The organism is Streptomyces sp. NPDC006332, from assembly GCF_040612855.1.
Taxonomy (GTDB): Bacteria; Actinomycetota; Actinomycetes; order Streptomycetales; family Streptomycetaceae; genus Streptomyces.
On the sequence record NZ_JBEXRA010000067.1, the window covers coordinates 28,187 to 44,053 of the forward strand.

Consider the following 15,867-nt stretch of genomic DNA (forward strand, 5'->3'; position numbering starts at 1 on the left):
GGGTGACACGGGACCGACAGTGCCCGCCCGTCACTCGTGCGCGCGCGTGGCTACGATGGGCCAGCCGGTGGCCAGCAGGGGCCGCTCGGCCACACGACCGTCGGGAAGGCCATGCTGAACAAGTACGCGCGTGCATTCTTCACGCGTGTCCTCACGCCGTTCGCCGCGTTTCTCATCCGGCGGGGCGTCAGCCCCGACACGGTCACACTTCTCGGCACGGCCGGGGTGGTCGCGGGTGCGCTGGTCTTCTACCCCAGGGGTGAGCTCTTCTGGGGCACGATCGTGATCACGCTCTTCGTGTTCTCGGACCTCGTCGACGGAAACATGGCCCGCCAGCTCGGCCGCTCCAGCCGCTGGGGCGCCTTCCTGGACTCCACGCTGGACCGGGTCGCCGACAGCGCGATCTTCGGCGGCTTCGCGCTCTGGTACGCCGGGGGCGGCGACGACAACGTCCTGTGCGCGGTCTCGATCTTCTGCCTGGCGAGCGGCCAGGTGGTCTCGTACACCAAGGCACGGGGCGAGTCCATCGGCCTGCCGGTCGCCGTGAACGGGCTCGTCGAGCGGGCCGAACGGCTGGTGATCTCCCTGGTCGCGGCCGGTCTCGCGGGTCTGCACGCGTTCGGCGTGCCGGGCATCCAGTACCTGCTGCCCGTCGCCCTGTGGATCGTGGCCGTCGGCAGCCTGGTCACGCTGATCCAGCGGGTCGTCACGGTGCGCAGGGAGTCCGCCGAGGCGGAGGAGGCGGCGGGCAACGAGCAGGGGGCGCAGGGGGCCCAGGGGACACCCGGGACACCCGAGAAGCCGGGGGCGCAGCAGAACCGGGGGACGCGGACGCAGGGGAGCGAGGCGGCGAAGTGAGCGCGCAGGAGCGGGTCACCGACGCGCTGTACGGCCTCGGCTGGGGAGTGGTCAAGAAACTCCCCGAGCCGGTCGCCGTGCGTCTGGGCCAGACCATCGCCGACCTGGTGTGGAAGCGGCGGGGCAAGGGCGTGCTGCGCCTGGAGAGCAACTACGCGCGGGTGGTGCCCGACGCGAGCCCCGAGCGCCTGGCCGAGCTGTCCCGCGCGGGCATGCGCTCCTACCTGCGCTACTGGATGGAGTCCTTCCGGCTGCCCGCCTGGAGCGCCGAACGCGTCAAGAACGGCTTCGACCCCCAGGACGTGCACCACCTCACCGACGGACTCGCCTCCGGCCGGGGCGTCATCCTCGCGCTGCCGCACATGGCCAACTGGGACCTCGCCGGCGCCTGGGTCACCACCAAGCTCAAGACCCCCTTCACCACCGTGGCCGAACGACTCAAGCCGGAGACGCTGTACGACCGTTTCGTCGCCTATCGCGAGGGCCTCGGCATGGAGGTCCTGCCGCACAGCGGCGGCACCGCCTTCGGCATGCTGGCCCGGCGGCTGCGGGACGGCGGCCTGGTCTGCCTGGTCGCCGAGCGGGACCTGTCGTCCTCCGGCGTCGAGGTCGAGTTCTTCGGCGAGACCACCCGCATCCCGGCGGGCCCGGCGCTGCTCGCCCAGCAGACGGGCGCGCTGCTGCTGCCGGTGACGCTCTGGTACGACGACTCTCCGGTCATGCGGGGCCGGGTGCATCCCCCGGTCGAGGTACCCGGGACAGGTACCCGGGCCAAGAAGACGTCTGTCATGGCACAGGCGCTGGCTGACGCGTTCGCCGGCGGGATCGCCGACCATCCGGAGGACTGGCACATGCTCCAGCGGCTGTGGCTCGCTGATCTCGACCCCGCGAGGGAACCCTCCGCCGGGCGCCCGACCGGCCCGTCCGCGGATCCGGTCGCCGGGGGTTCCGGCGCGGATGCCGCGGCCGGCCCCTCGGCTCCCGAGAAGGGGACCCCGTGAGAATCGGCATCGTCTGCCCGTACTCCTGGGACGTGCCAGGTGGCGTCCAGTTCCACATCCGCGATCTCGCCGAGTACTTCATCCGTCTCGGCCACGGGGTGTCCGTCCTCGCCCCGGCCGACGACGACACCCCGCTGCCGCCGTACGTCGTCTCGGCCGGGCGCGCGGTGCCGGTGCCGTACAACGGCTCGGTGGCCCGGCTGAACTTCGGTTTCCTGTCGGCGGCCCGGGTGCGGCGCTGGCTGCACGACGGCCGGTTCGACGTCATCCACATCCACGAGCCCACCTCGCCCTCACTCGGCCTGCTGGCCTGCTGGGCCGCGCAGGGCCCGATCGTCGCCACCTTCCACACCTCCAACCCCCGCTCCCGGGCGATGATCGCCGCGTACTCGATCCTGCAGGCCGCGCTGGAGAAGATCAGCGCCCGGATCGCGGTGAGCGAGTACGCCCGCCGCACGCTGGTCGAGCATCTCGGCGGCGACGCGGTGGTGATCCCCAACGGCGTCGACGTCGACTACTTCGCCCGGGCCGAGCCCAGGCCCGAATGGCAGGGCGACACGCTCGGTTTCATGGGCCGCATCGACGAGCCCCGCAAGGGCCTGCCGGTACTGATGAAGGCGCTGCCGCGGATCCTCGCCGAGCGCCCGGCGACCCGGCTGCTGGTCGCCGGGCGCGGTGACGAGGAGGAGGCGGTCAGGTCGCTGCCCGCCGAACTGCGCTCACGCGTGGAGTTCCTCGGCATGGTCAGCGACGAGGACAAGGCCCGTTTCCTGCGCAGCGTCGACGTGTACGTCGCTCCCAACACCGGCGGCGAGAGCTTCGGCATCATCCTGGTCGAGGCGATGTCGGCGGGCGCCCCGGTGCTGGCCTCGGACCTGGACGCCTTCAGCCAGGTGCTGGACCAGGGCGCGGCGGGCGAGCTGTTCGCCAACGAGGACGCGGACGCGCTCGCCCGGGCAGCCGTACGACTCCTGGGCGACCCGCGACGTCGGACCGAGCTGAGCGAGCGGGGGAGCGCGCATGTGCGGCGGTTCGACTGGTCGACGGTCGGCGCGGACATCCTCTCCGTGTACGAGACGGTGACGGCCGGGGCGGCGGCGGTCGCCGCGGAGGACGACGAACGGGGCCCGGGCCTGCGGGCGCGGCTCGGACTGGCACGGGACTGAGGTGCGGGTGAGGCGGGGCTAAGGAGCGGCTGTACGGGCTTGGGGCGGGGTGGGCGCGGAGGTGTGCTCGGCCGATGTGCCGGGCCCCTGGTCGTGCCGTGTGGGCCGCCTGCGGGGCCGTGTGCGTCGCCCGCCCGTTGACCCCGGTTCCGGCTCGGCGCGAGGTGTTGCCGGGCACGGGTAGCCTTGCGGCCCGTGACGTCGACACTCATCTGGATCGCGGTAGCCCTCTTCGCCATCGGGCTCTATCTGAGCTGGACCGCGGGCCGTCTCGACCGGCTGCACGCCCGGATCGACGCGGCACGCGCCGCGCTCGACGCCCAGCTGCTGCGCCGCGCCTCGGTGACCCAGGAGCTGGCCACTTCCGGAGTGCTCGATCCGGCCGCGTCGATCCTCCTGTACGAGGCGGCGCACGCCGCCCGGCAGGCCGAGGAGGAACAACGGGAGGTCGCCGAGAGCGAGCTCAGCCAGGCGCTGCGGGCCGTGTTCGCCGAGACACCGCAGGTGGACGCGGTCCGTGAGGCACCAGGCGGAGAGGAGGCCGCACGGGAACTCACCGAGGCGGTACGCCGGGTGCCGATGGCCCGGCGCTTCCACAACGACGCCGTACGCGCGGCCCGGGCCCTGCGACGGCACCGCAAGGTGCGCTGGTTCCGGCTGGCGGGACACGCGCCGTTCCCGATGGCGTTCGAGATGGACGACGAGTCGCCCGCGGCGCTGGCCGACCGGCCTTCCTAGGCCACCGCGGCCCACCCCGGCCGGAAAACGATCCACCGCCTTCCCATTGGCCCTTGCTGTGGCCTGGTCCGCTCACGTTTCCTCGGTGCTGCAGAAATCCTCTTTCACCGAGTGAGGTCACCCGTGTCCACCACGCTTTCCGACAACCAGGCTCCCGAGACCGGCACCGCGCGCGTGAAGCGCGGCATGGCCGAGCAGCTCAAGGGCGGCGTCATCATGGACGTCGTCACCCCGGAGCAGGCGAAGATCGCCGAGGACGCGGGCGCCGTCGCCGTCATGGCCCTGGAGCGGGTCCCCGCCGACATCCGCAAGGACGGCGGCGTCGCCCGGATGTCCGACCCGGACATGATCGAGGGCATCATCGAAGCCGTCTCCATCCCGGTCATGGCCAAGTCCCGCATCGGCCACTTCGTCGAGGCCCAGGTGCTGCAGTCCCTCGGCGTCGACTACATCGACGAGTCCGAGGTCCTCACCCCGGCCGACGAGGTCAACCACTCCGACAAGTTCGCGTTCACCACCCCCTTCGTCTGTGGTGCCACCAACCTGGGCGAGGCCCTGCGCCGCATCGCCGAGGGCGCCGCGATGATCCGCTCCAAGGGCGAGGCCGGCACCGGCAACGTCGTCGAGGCCGTCCGCCACCTGCGCCAGATCAAGAACGAGATCGCCCGGCTGCGCGGCTACGACAACAACGAGCTGTACGCCGCCGCCAAGGACCTGCGCGCCCCGTACGAGCTCGTCAAGGAGGTCGCCCAGCTCGGCAAGCTCCCGGTGGTGCTGTTCTCCGCCGGCGGCGTCGCCACCCCGGCCGACGCCGCGCTCATGCGCCAGCTCGGCGCCGAGGGCGTGTTCGTCGGCTCCGGCATCTTCAAGTCCGGCGACCCGGCCAAGCGCGCCGCCGCCATCGTCAAGGCGACCACGTTCTACGACGACCCGAAGATCATCGCGGACGCGTCCCGCAACCTCGGCGAGGCCATGGTCGGCATCAACTGCGACACGCTCCCCGAGTCCGAGCGCTACGCCAATCGCGGCTGGTAACCACTCATGACCCACGCACCTGTCATAGGCGTCCTGGCACTCCAGGGCGATGTGCGGGAGCACCTCATCGCCCTGGCCGCGGCCGACGCCGTGGCCCGGCCGGTGCGGCGCCCCGAGGAGATCGCCGAGGTGGACGGCCTGGTCATCCCCGGCGGTGAGTCCACCACCATCTCCAAGCTGGCCGCCCTGTTCGGCGTGCTGGAGCCGCTCCGCGGCCGCGTACGGGACGGCCTGCCCGTCTACGGCACCTGCGCCGGCATGATCATGCTCGCCGACAAGATCCTCGACCCACGCTCGGGCCAGGAGACGATCGGCGGCATCGACATGATCGTCCGCCGCAACGCCTTCGGACGTCAGAACGAGTCCTTCGAGGCGGCTGTCGACGTCCGGGGAATCTCAGGCCATCCTGTGGAGGGCGTCTTCATCCGTGCCCCCTGGGTGGAGTCCGTCGGCGCCGAGGCCGAGGTGCTCGCCGAGCACGGCGGTCACATCGTCGCGGTACGCCAGGGCAACGCGCTGGCCACGTCGTTCCACCCGGAACTGACCGGCGACCACCGTGTGCACTCCCTGTTCGTCGACATGGTCCGCGCCAACCGGGCAGCGGAGTCCTTGTAGGATCTCTGGCGTTCGTATCTGGATGGGTTACGCGAAGGAGACAGGCAGATGTCCGGCCACTCTAAATGGGCCACGACGAAGCACAAGAAGGCCGTGATCGACGCCAAGCGCGGCAAGCTCTTCGCGAAGCTGATCAAGAACATCGAGGTCGCGGCGCGGATGGGCGGTGTGGACCTCGAGGGCAACCCGACGCTGTACGACGCCGTGCAGAAGGCGAAGAAGTCGTCCGTTCCGAACAAGAACATCGACTCCGCCATCAAGCGTGGCGGTGGCCTCGAGGCCGGCGGCGCCGACTACGAGACCATCATGTACGAGGGCTACGGCCCGAACGGTGTCGCCGTGCTCATCGAGTGCCTCACCGACAACCGCAACCGCGCCGCCTCCGACGTGCGTGTCGCCATGACCCGCAACGGCGGTTCCATGGCCGACCCCGGCTCGGTGTCGTACCTCTTCAACCGCAAGGGCGTCGTCATCGTCCCCAAGGGCGAGCTGACCGAGGACGACGTCCTCACCGCCGTCCTGGACGCGGGCGCCGAGGAGGTCAACGACCTCGGTGAGTCCTTCGAGGTGCTCAGCGAGGCCACCGACCTGGTCGCGGTCCGCACCGCCCTCCAGGACGCCGGGATCGACTACGACTCCGCCGACGCCAACTTCGTCCCGACCATGCAGGTCGAGCTGGACGAGGAGGGCGCCAAGAAGATCTTCAAGCTGATCGACGCGCTCGAGGACAGCGACGACGTGCAGAACGTGTTCGCCAACTTCGACGTCAGCGACGAGGTCATGGAGAAGGTCGACGCGTAACGCCGCCGCGGGCGGAGCGAGATCAGCGGGCTGGTGGGTCCCGACCCGCCGGCCCGCCGTCGTTGTCGGTGGCAAGGGATAGCCTGGCGGCAGTCAAAGATCACCGCCCGCGGACCCGACCATCCACGGAGGAACCCCGGCGGTGCTCAGCCAGGTCCGCGAGAGCGGCGGCGGTTCAGCCGCAAGGAGGGGAGGGGCGGGTGCGCGTACTGGGGGTCGACCCGGGGCTGACCCGATGCGGTGTCGGTGTGGTGGAGGGCGTTGCCGGACGACCGCTGACCATGCTCGGCGTCGGAGTGGTACGGACCCCGGCCGACGCCGAGTTGGGGCAGCGGCTCGTCGCCGTCGAGCAGGGCATCGAGCGCTGGCTGGACGAGCACCGGCCCGAATTCGTCGCCGTGGAGCGGGTGTTCAGTCAGCACAACGTCCGGACCGTGATGGGCACCGCCCAGGCCAGCGCCGTCGCCATGCTGTGCGCCGCCCGCCGCGGGATCCCCGTCGCCCTGCACACGCCCAGCGAGGTCAAGGCCGCCGTCACCGGCAGCGGGCGCGCCGACAAGGCGCAGGTCGGCGCGATGGTCACGCGTCTGCTGCGGCTCGACGCACCACCCAGACCGGCCGACGCCGCGGACGCCCTCGCGCTCGCGATCTGCCACATCTGGCGGGCCCCCGCCCAGAACCGACTCCAGCAGGCCGTCGCCCTGCACGCCACCAGAGCACCGGCCGCCCACAGGTCCCCGCTCCCGTCGAAAGGCCGCACGCCATGATCGCCTTCGTCAGCGGCACGGTCGCCGCACTCGCTCCCGACGCGGCCGTGGTCGAGGTGGGCGGCGTCGGCATGGCGGTCCAGTGCACGCCGAACACGCTCTCCACGCTTCGGCTCGGCCAGCCGGCCAAGCTCGCCACCTCCCTTGTCGTACGGGAGGACTCGCTGACCCTGTACGGCTTCGCGGACGACGACGAGCGCCAGACCTTCGAACTGCTGCAGACCGCGAGCGGGGTGGGACCGAGGCTCGCCCAGGCGATGCTCGCCGTGCACTCGCCGGACGCCCTGCGCCGGGCGGTCGCGACCGGAGACGAGAAGTCACTGACCGCCGTCCCCGGCATCGGCAAGAAGGGGGCCCAGAAGCTCCTGCTGGAGCTCAAGGACCGCCTCGGCGAACCCCTCGGCGCTCCCGCCGTCGGTACGGCGGTCACCACCGGTTGGCGGGACCAGCTGCACGCCGCTCTGATCGGCCTCGGCTACGCGACCCGCGAGGCCGACGAGGCCGTGTCCGCGGTGGCGCCCCAGGCCGAGGCCACCGAGGGCACACCCGAGGTCGGACAGCTGCTGAGGGCCGCCCTGCAGACCCTGAACCGAGCTCGCTGAACCACCCGCGCCCGTACGAGACCGAGGGACACATGAACTGGGACGACACGACCGATGAGACCGCCTCCGAGCGGCTGGTGGGGTCTGTCGCCGACCGTGAGGACCAGGCCGTCGAGGCCGCCCTGCGCCCCAAGGACCTGGACGAGTTCATCGGCCAGGAGAAGGTCCGCGAGCAGCTCGACCTCGTCCTGCGCGCCGCCCGCGCGCGCGGCGCCACCGCCGACCACGTGCTCCTCTCCGGCGCCCCCGGCCTCGGCAAGACCACCCTGTCGATGATCATCGCGGCCGAGATGGGCGCCCCCATCCGCATCACCTCAGGTCCGGCGATCCAGCACGCCGGCGACCTGGCCGCGATCCTCTCCTCCCTCCAGGAGGGCGAGGTCCTCTTCCTCGACGAGATCCACCGCATGTCCCGGCCCGCCGAGGAGATGCTCTACATGGCGATGGAGGACTTCCGCGTCGACGTCATCGTCGGCAAGGGCCCCGGCGCCACCGCGATCCCCCTCGAACTGCCGCCCTTCACCCTGGTCGGCGCCACCACCCGCGCGGGCCTGCTGCCGCCCCCGCTGCGTGACCGCTTCGGCTTCACCGCACACATGGAGTTCTACGAACCCGTCGAACTGGAGCGCGTCATCCACCGCTCGGCGGGCCTGCTCGACCTGGAGATCGGGGCCGACGGCGCCGCCGAGATCGCCGGCCGCTCCCGCGGCACCCCCCGCATCGCCAACCGGCTGCTGCGCCGGGTCCGGGACTACGCCCAGGTCAAGGCCGACGGGATCATCACGCGCGACATCGCGGCGGCCGCGCTGAAGGTGTACGAGGTCGACGTCCGCGGCCTCGACCGTCTCGACCGCGCGGTCCTGCAGGCCCTGCTCAAGCTGTTCGGCGGCGGGCCCGTCGGCCTGTCCACGCTGGCCGTCGCGGTGGGGGAGGAGCGCGAGACCGTGGAGGAGGTCGCCGAACCCTTCCTGGTCCGTGAGGGACTGCTCGCCCGCACCCCGCGCGGCCGGGTCGCCACGCCCGCCGCATGGGAGCATCTCGGTCTCACCCCGCCCCGCCAGGCAGGCACAGGAAACGGACAACAGGACTTGTTCGGGACGTGATGGCGCGGTCACGGCGCGCACATTGGCCCGAGCAGGAACCCCGGTGCCATGCTGAGCGTTGTTCCTTGCGCGCGGACTCGCTTAGACTCCGCCGATGCCGCCTTTGTCGACGGCGCACACACCCCCAACCATCAGGCCGCTCACATCGCGGTCGCGTGAAGGAAGTACCGACCCGTGAGTCTCGTGACCCTCCTCCCGTTCATCGTGCTCATCGGGGCCATGTTCCTGATGACCCGTTCCGCCAAGAAGAAGCAGCAGGCGGCCGCGAACATGCGGAACGATATGCAGCCCGGCAGTGGCGTCCGCACCATCGGGGGTATGTACGCAACGGTGAAGGAGGTCAACGAGGACACGGTCCTCCTCGACGCCGGTCCGGGCGTCGACCTCCTCTTCGCGAAGAACTCGATCGGCGCCGTGCTGACCGACGACGAGTACAACCGCATCGTCCACGGCATCGAGCACGACCTGAAGTCCGACCCCGACCTCGTGCCGGACGACGCCTCCTCCCTCACCGAGAGCGACGAGTCCGCCGACGACGCCGCCGCCTCCGACGACAAGTCCGTCGACCTCGGCAAGAAGGACACGGCCGCGGAGCCCGCCGACGCTCCGGCCGACACCGAGACCGAGGACGGCACCAAGGCCGAGACCGAGGCCGCCGAGGCGAAGACGGACGGGGAGCCGAAGAAGACCGGCGGCGACTCCGAGGCGAAGTAGGCGCATCCGAGGCGCGCGGGGCCGCCTCGCACGCCCGGACCTGCGCGGCTCGCACGGGAATCCCGACACCATGCCATGGCCGCTCGCCCGCTGATCCGGCGCGAGGCGGCCCGAGAGGGAGTACGAGAAGGTGGCAGCACCCAAAAGGGGCCGCAACGCGAGTGCCCAGAGCAAGCCAGGGCGCTCGCTGGCCCTGATCCTGATCGCCATCGTGGCGCTCACCGGAGGAATGTTCTGGTCCGGGCACACCACCCCGCGGCTCGGCATCGACCTCGCCGGGGGAACGAGCATCACTCTGCGGGCGGAAGCCGAGCCCGGTCAGGGATCCGCGATCAACAAGACCAACATGGACACCGCGGTCGACATCATGAACCGCCGTGTCAATGGTCTTGGTGTCTCGGAGGCCGAGGTTCAGACCCAGGGCAACTCGAACATCATCGTCAACATCCCCAAGGGCACGAACTCCAAGGAAGCCCGGGATCAGGTCGGCACCACCGCCAAGCTCTACTTCCGGCCGGTCCTCACCACCGAGGTCTCCGGCGCCCCCGGCACGGCCAGCCCGTCGCCGAGCCCGTCCGGCAGCGCCTCGGGCGGCGACAAGGCCACTGACAAGGCGACGGACAAGGCAACGGACAAGTCCGGCAGCTCCGCCTCCCCGTCCGGGAGCCCCACCTCGCAGGGCCGTGCGGTCAGCGACGCTCTGAAGGCCGACGCCACCCCGTCGGGCAGCGCCTCGGGGTCCCCGAGCGCGTCCCCGTCGGCGAGCGGCGGCGCCTCCGACGCCTCCAGCAAGCTCCAGGCGCAGTACGCCGCGCTCGACTGCACCGACAAGAAGGTCCGCGCCGCCGTCGCCAAGGGCACCCGGCCCACCGACCCGATCGTGGCCTGCGGCCAGAACTCGGGTGGCCAGTGGCAGAAGTACGTTCTCGGCCCCGCCGAGGTCGACGGCACCGACGTGGACAAGGCCCAGGCCGTCCTGAACACGACGACCGGTGCCGGCTGGACCGTCACCATGGACTTCACGGGCAAGGGAGCCAAGAAGTTCGGTGACATCACCGGCAAGCTGGCCCAGAACCAGCCCCCGCAGAACCAGTTCGCGATCGTCCTGGACGGCGACGTCGTCTCCGACCCGTCCGTCAGCCAGGCGCTGACCAGCGGCAGCGCGGAGATCTCCGGCAACTTCAACCAGGAGTCGGCCCAGAGCCTGGCCAACATGCTGTCGTACGGCGCGCTGCCGCTGACCTTCAAGGAGGACAGCGTCACCACGGTGACCGCCGCGCTCGGTGGCGAGCAGCTGCACGCCGGTCTGATCGCCGGCGCCATCGGTCTCGCGCTGGTCGTCATCTACCTGCTGATCTTCTACCGGGGGCTGTCGGTCATCGCGATTCCCTCGCTGCTGGTCTCCGCCGTACTGACGTACGTGATCATGGCGCTGCTCGGCCCGACCATCAACTTCGCGCTGAACCTGCCGGCCGTGTGTGGTGCCATCGTCGCGATCGGTATCACCGCGGACTCGTTCATCGTGTACTTCGAACGCGTCCGTGACGAGATCCGCGAGGGCCGTACGCTTCGTCCCGCCGTCGAGCGGGCCTGGCCACGCGCCCGGCGCACCATCCTGGTCTCCGACTTCGTGTCCTTCCTGGCCGCCGCGGTGCTGTTCATCGTCACGGTCGGCAAGGTCCAGGGCTTCGCCTTCACGCTCGGTCTGACGACCGTCCTCGACGTGGTGGTCGTCTTCCTCTTCACCAAGCCGCTGATGACGATCCTCGCCCGCAGGAAGTTCTTCGCGAACGGCCACAAGTGGTCCGGCCTCGACCCGAAGGCACTGGGGGCCAAGCCACCGCTGCGCCGCACACGCCGTCCCTCTTCCCCCGCCGCCGGCCCTGTCGACCCGAAGGAGGCGTGAGATGTCGAAGCTCGGCAACCTCGGCGCCCGACTGCACCGTGGCGAGGTCGGCTACGACTTCGTCGGCAACCGCAAGATCTGGTACGGCATCTCGATCCTGATCACCATCACGGCCATCGTCGGCCTCGGGGTGCGCGGCCTGAACATGGGCATCGAGTTCCAGGGCGGCGCCGTCTTCACCACCCCGAAGCACACGACCGTCTCGGTCGCCCAGGCCGAGACGTTCGCGGAGGAGGCGTCCGGTCACGACGCCATCGTCCAGAAGCTCGGCAGCGGCAGCCTGCGGATCCAGGTCGCGGGCATCGACACCGACAAGGCCGACCAGGTCTCGGCGGAACTGGCCCGCGAGATGAACGTCTCGGAGAACGACGTCACCGCTGAGCTGGTCGGACCCAGCTGGGGCGAACAGATCGCCAACAAGGCCTGGCAGGGCCTCGGCATCTTCCTGGTGCTGGTCGTGATCTATCTGGCGATCGCCTTCGAATGGCGCATGGCGGTCGCCGCGTTCGTCGCGCTGATCCACGACATCACCATCACCGTCGGCATCTACGCCCTCGTCGGCTTCGAGGTCACGCCGGGGACCGTGATCGGTCTGCTGACGATCCTGGGTTATTCGCTCTACGACACGGTCGTCGTCTTCGACAGTCTCAAGGAGCAGACCAAGGACATCACCAAGCAGACCCGCTGGACCTACAGCGACATCGCCAACCGCTCGATCAACAGCACCCTGGTCCGCTCCATCAACACCACGGTGGTGGCCCTGCTGCCGGTGGGCGGCCTGCTGTTCATCGGCGGCGGCTTCCTCGGCGCCGGCATGCTGAACGACATCTCGCTGTCGCTGTTCGTCGGCCTCGCGGCCGGCGCGTACTCCTCGATCTTCATCGCCACGCCGCTCGTCGCCGACCTCAAGGAGCGCGAGCCGAAGATCAAGGCCCTCAAGAAGCGTGTCCTCGCCAAGCGCGCCCAGGCCGTCGCGCAGGGCGAGCCGGCCGGCGACCGGGTCACCGACGAGCCGCTCGTCGACGAGCCGGAGGACGGCGACGCCGCTCACGCGGTGGTCGGCCCCCGTAACCAGCCCGCGTCCCGCAGCCGAGGCCGCGGCCGTCCGTCAGGGAAGCGCCGGTGACCGATATCAAGGAGCTCCTGCTCAGCCGCATCCGTGACGTGGCCGACTACCCGGAGCCGGGCGTGATGTTCAAGGACATCACCCCGCTCCTGGCGGACCCGGCGGCGTTCACCGCGCTCACCGACGCCCTCGCCGAGATCGCCGTGAACACCGGCGCCTCGAAGATCGTCGGTCTGGAGGCCCGTGGCTTCATCCTGGGCGCCCCGGTCGCCGTCCGCTCCGGTCTCGGCTTCGTCCCCGTCCGCAAGGCGGGCAAGCTCCCCGGGGCGACCCTCAGCCAGGCGTACGACCTGGAGTACGGCTCCGCCGAGATCGAGGTGCACGCGGAGGACCTCTCCTCGGACGATCGTGTTCTGGTGGTCGACGACGTCCTCGCCACCGGTGGCACCGCCGAGGCGTCGATCCAGCTCATCCGACGCGCGGGCGCCGAGGTCGCGGGCCTCGCCGTCCTGATGGAGCTGGGTTTCCTGGGCGGCCGAGCCCGCCTGGAACCGGCTCTGGCCGGTGCCTCGCTGGAGGCGCTGCTCAAGGTGTGAGGCACCGCGGGCACCGGGGGGACATCCCGGAGCCGCCCGCCGCTCATCGCAAGGGACGGGCCCGGAGGAATCCGGCGCCCGTCCCTCGCGTTACACGGGTAGACGGTCCTCACAGTGGCCTGAAGGCGATCCTGAGGCACGGGATCGCTACCATGGGGTCTCCGGAGCCTGACCGGGGGACCCGGATCGCGCACGAGGAGTCCTCTTGCCAGACGAGGCCCAGCCCCTTATCGCCGCCAAGCCCGAGCCCGGCTCGGCGCCCGCGGCGAAGCCCGCCCCGCACGGGACGAACGCTCCCGGGGCGACGAACGACAGCCGCGGGCCGGTCCAGCACGCCCAGGCCGCGCCCGTCGAGAAGCCTGCCGAGGAGCCACGCCCCAAGCCGGCCGAGTCCCAGCGCCCCGTGAACACGCCCGCTGTCCGCCAGGCCGCGGGCCAGCCCGCCCGCTCCGGTTCCTCCAACCGCGTCCGCGCCCGCCTCGCCCGACTCGGTGTCCAGCGGTCCAATCCGTACAACCCGGTCCTGGAGCCGCTGCTGCGGATAGTGCGCAGCAACGACCCGAAGATCGAGACCTCGACGCTGCGCCAGATCGAGAAGGCCTATCAGGTGGCGGAGCGCTGGCACCGCGGCCAGAAGCGCAAGAGCGGCGACCCGTACATCACGCACCCGCTCGCGGTGACCACGATCCTCGCCGAGCTGGGGATGGATCCGGCCACCCTCATGGCCGGCCTGCTGCACGACACCGTCGAGGACACCGAGTACGGCCTCGACCAGCTCCGGCGCGACTTCGGTGACTCGGTCGCCCTGCTCGTCGACGGCGTCACCAAGCTGGACAAGGTCAAGTTCGGCGAGGCCGCGCAGGCCGAGACCGTGCGCAAGATGGTCGTCGCCATGGCCAAGGACCCGCGCGTCCTGGTCATCAAGCTCGCCGACCGCCTGCACAACATGCGCACCATGCGCTACCTCAAGCGCGAGAAGCAGGAGAAGAAGGCGCGCGAGACGCTGGAGATCTACGCGCCGCTCGCTCATCGCCTGGGCATGAACACCATCAAGTGGGAACTGGAGGACCTCGCCTTCGCGATCCTCTACCCCAAGATGTACGACGAGATCGTACGGCTGGTGGCCGAGCGGGCACCGAAACGTGACGAGTACCTGGCCGTCGTGACCGACGAGGTCCAGGCCGATCTGCGTTCCGCCCGCATCAAGGCGACCGTCACCGGCCGACCCAAGCACTACTACAGCGTCTACCAGAAGATGATCGTCCGCGGCCGTGACTTCGCGGAGATCTACGACCTGGTGGGTATTCGGGTACTTGTCGACACGGTCCGCGACTGCTACGCGGCCCTCGGCACCGTGCACGCGCGATGGAACCCGGTCCCCGGCCGGTTCAAGGACTACATCGCGATGCCCAAGTTCAACATGTACCAGTCGCTGCACACGACGGTCATCGGCCCCAACGGCAAGCCGGTCGAACTGCAGATCCGCACGTTCGACATGCACCGCCGCGCCGAGTACGGCATCGCCGCGCACTGGAAGTACAAGCAGGAGGCCGTCGCCGGCACCTCCAAAGTGCGCTCGGACCAGCCCAGGACCACCGGCAAGGACGACCACCTCAACGACATGGCGTGGCTGCGCCAGCTCCTCGACTGGCAGAAGGAGACCGAGGATCCCGGCGAGTTCCTGGAGTCCCTGCGCTTCGACCTGTCGCGCAACGAGGTCTTCGTCTTCACGCCCAAGGGCGACGTGATAGCGCTGCCGGCCGGTGCCACGCCGGTGGACTTCTCGTACGCGGTGCACACCGAGGTGGGCCACCGCACCATAGGAGCCCGCGTCAACGGACGCCTCGTACCGCTGGAATCGACCCTGGACAACGGCGACCTGGTGGAGGTCTTCACGTCCAAGGCCGCCGGGGCGGGCCCGTCCCGGGACTGGCTGAACTTCGTGAAGTCGCCGCGGGCCCGCAACAAGATCCGGGCGTGGTTCTCCAAGGAGCGCCGCGACGAGGCGATCGAACAGGGCAAGGACGCCATCGTCCGCGCGATGCGCAAGCAGAACCTGCCGATCCAGCGGATCCTGACCGGCGACTCCCTCGTGACGCTCGCCCACGAGATGCGCTACCCGGACATCTCCGCGCTGTACGCGGCGATCGGTGAGGGCCATGTCTCCGCGCAGAACGTCGTGCAGAAGCTCGTCCAGGCGCTCGGCGGCGAGGAGGCGGCCACCGAGGAGATCGACGAGTCGGTCCCGCCGTCCCGCGGCCGCGGTCGCAAGCGGCGCAGCAACAACGACCCGGGCGTGGTGGTCAAGGGCGTAGACGACGTGTGGGTCAAGCTCGCCCGCTGTTGTACGCCGGTGCCCGGCGACCCGATCATCGGCTTCGTCACCCGGGGTAGTGGCGTATCGGTTCACCGCAGCGACTGTGTGAACGTGGAGTCACTGTCCCGCGAGCCCGAGCGGATCCTCGACGTGGAGTGGGCGCCCACCCAGTCCTCGGTCTTCCTGGTCGCCATCCAGGTCGAGGCCCTGGACCGCTCCCGGCTCCTCTCCGACGTCACCCGCGTCCTGTCCGACCAGCACGTCAACATCCTCTCCGCGGCCGTGCAGACCTCCCGCGACCGCGTCGCCACCTCCCGCTTCACCTTCGAGATGGGCGACCCCAAGCACCTCGGGCACGTCCTGAAGGCGGTCAGGGGCGTAGAGGGCGTGTACGACGTGTACCGGGTGACATCGGCGCGCAGCCGGTCGTAGGAGACGCGTCCCGCGGGGCTACGCGTCCCGCAGGGCTAGGCGTCCCGCAGTGCCACGAGAAGGGGCTCCCGTACCGAAGTACGGGTCCCCCTCTGTTGCCGCGTGGTGCTCCCCGCCCTCGAAATCCCCGATTACCCGTTTGCTGGAGAC

15 protein-coding genes are annotated in these 15,867 nt (G+C 70.3%); all 15 read left to right on the plus strand.

Annotated elements, in window-relative coordinates; translation table 11 throughout:
- Nucleotides 1-111 precede the first annotated feature (111 nt).
- The 15 genes from pgsA to ABZ027_RS37900 all read left to right on the plus strand — a co-directional run bounded on the left by pgsA (nucleotide 112) and on the right by ABZ027_RS37900 (nucleotide 15,717).
- Nucleotides 112-858 carry a phosphatidylinositol phosphate synthase gene (gene pgsA, locus ABZ027_RS37830; protein ID WP_356776609.1) on the plus strand — a complete coding sequence of 249 codons (747 nt, stop codon included), beginning with the start codon at nucleotides 112-114 and terminating at the stop codon, nucleotides 856-858.
- A complete protein-coding gene (locus tag ABZ027_RS37835) occupies nucleotides 855-1,859 on the plus strand; it encodes a phosphatidylinositol mannoside acyltransferase (RefSeq protein ID WP_356776611.1) in 1,005 nt (334 codons plus the stop codon). Before pgsA ends, ABZ027_RS37835 begins: the two co-directional genes overlap by 4 nt.
- Nucleotides 1,856-3,025, plus strand: coding sequence for a glycosyltransferase family 4 protein (locus tag ABZ027_RS37840; RefSeq protein ID WP_356776613.1), 1,170 nt, complete (start codon nucleotides 1,856-1,858; stop codon nucleotides 3,023-3,025). The genes ABZ027_RS37835 and ABZ027_RS37840 overlap by 4 nt, the downstream gene beginning before the upstream one ends.
- A gap of 195 nt (nucleotides 3,026-3,220) precedes the next feature.
- A complete protein-coding gene (locus tag ABZ027_RS37845; RefSeq protein ID WP_356776615.1) occupies nucleotides 3,221-3,763 on the plus strand; it encodes a hypothetical protein in 543 nt (180 codons plus the stop codon).
- A gap of 123 nt (nucleotides 3,764-3,886) precedes the next feature.
- Nucleotides 3,887-4,798, plus strand: a complete 912-nt coding sequence (gene pdxS / locus ABZ027_RS37850; RefSeq protein ID WP_356776617.1) for a pyridoxal 5'-phosphate synthase lyase subunit PdxS — start codon at nucleotides 3,887-3,889, stop codon at nucleotides 4,796-4,798.
- Nucleotides 4,799-4,804: 6 nt separating this feature from the next.
- On the plus strand, nucleotides 4,805-5,413 hold the full coding sequence (gene pdxT, locus ABZ027_RS37855) for a pyridoxal 5'-phosphate synthase glutaminase subunit PdxT (protein WP_356776619.1): 609 nt from the start codon (nucleotides 4,805-4,807) through the stop codon (nucleotides 5,411-5,413).
- A gap of 48 nt (nucleotides 5,414-5,461) precedes the next feature.
- A complete protein-coding gene (locus ABZ027_RS37860) occupies nucleotides 5,462-6,214 on the plus strand; it encodes a YebC/PmpR family DNA-binding transcriptional regulator (protein ID WP_356776621.1) in 753 nt (250 codons plus the stop codon).
- Between the two features lie 200 nt (nucleotides 6,215-6,414).
- Nucleotides 6,415-6,981, plus strand: coding sequence for a crossover junction endodeoxyribonuclease RuvC (ruvC, locus tag ABZ027_RS37865; RefSeq protein WP_356776623.1), 567 nt, complete (start codon nucleotides 6,415-6,417; stop codon nucleotides 6,979-6,981).
- Nucleotides 6,978-7,583 (plus strand): Holliday junction branch migration protein RuvA, encoded by a 606-nt coding sequence (gene ruvA, locus ABZ027_RS37870; protein WP_356776625.1) that lies wholly within the window; start codon nucleotides 6,978-6,980, stop codon nucleotides 7,581-7,583. Before ruvC ends, ruvA begins: the two co-directional genes overlap by 4 nt.
- A 32-nt stretch (nucleotides 7,584-7,615) precedes the next feature.
- A complete protein-coding gene (gene ruvB, locus ABZ027_RS37875; RefSeq protein ID WP_356776627.1) occupies nucleotides 7,616-8,686 on the plus strand; it encodes a Holliday junction branch migration DNA helicase RuvB in 1,071 nt (356 codons plus the stop codon).
- 174 nt (nucleotides 8,687-8,860) lie between these two features.
- On the plus strand, nucleotides 8,861-9,400 hold the full coding sequence (gene yajC, locus ABZ027_RS37880; RefSeq protein ID WP_356776629.1) for a preprotein translocase subunit YajC: 540 nt from the start codon (nucleotides 8,861-8,863) through the stop codon (nucleotides 9,398-9,400).
- 130 nt (nucleotides 9,401-9,530) lie between these two features.
- A complete protein-coding gene (secD, locus tag ABZ027_RS37885) occupies nucleotides 9,531-11,306 on the plus strand; it encodes a protein translocase subunit SecD (RefSeq protein WP_356776631.1) in 1,776 nt (591 codons plus the stop codon).
- A gap of 1 nt (nucleotide 11,307) precedes the next feature.
- Entirely contained in the window at nucleotides 11,308-12,432 is a 1,125-nt protein-coding gene (gene secF, locus ABZ027_RS37890) for a protein translocase subunit SecF (RefSeq protein ID WP_356776633.1), read from the plus strand.
- A complete protein-coding gene (locus ABZ027_RS37895) occupies nucleotides 12,429-12,968 on the plus strand; it encodes an adenine phosphoribosyltransferase (protein ID WP_356776635.1) in 540 nt (179 codons plus the stop codon). Before secF ends, ABZ027_RS37895 begins: the two co-directional genes overlap by 4 nt.
- A gap of 205 nt (nucleotides 12,969-13,173) precedes the next feature.
- On the plus strand, nucleotides 13,174-15,717 hold the full coding sequence (locus ABZ027_RS37900) for a RelA/SpoT family protein (RefSeq protein WP_356776637.1): 2,544 nt from the start codon (nucleotides 13,174-13,176) through the stop codon (nucleotides 15,715-15,717).
- Nucleotides 15,718-15,867: the final 150 nt, after the last annotated feature.

Excerpts from the sequence above, each read along its gene's own strand:
- pdxT (WP_356776619.1), top strand. The coding sequence starts at position 4,805 with ATGACCCACGCACCTGTCATAGGCGTCCTGGCACTCCAGGGCGATGTG.
- secF (WP_356776633.1), top strand. The coding sequence starts at position 11,308 with ATGTCGAAGCTCGGCAACCTCGGCGCCCGACTGCACCGTGGCGAGGTC.
- ABZ027_RS37860 (WP_356776621.1), top strand. The coding sequence starts at position 5,462 with ATGTCCGGCCACTCTAAATGGGCCACGACGAAGCACAAGAAGGCCGTG.
- ruvB (WP_356776627.1), top strand. The coding sequence starts at position 7,616 with ATGAACTGGGACGACACGACCGATGAGACCGCCTCCGAGCGGCTGGTG.
- ruvA (WP_356776625.1), top strand. The coding sequence starts at position 6,978 with ATGATCGCCTTCGTCAGCGGCACGGTCGCCGCACTCGCTCCCGACGCG.
- pgsA (WP_356776609.1), top strand. The coding sequence starts at position 112 with ATGCTGAACAAGTACGCGCGTGCATTCTTCACGCGTGTCCTCACGCCG.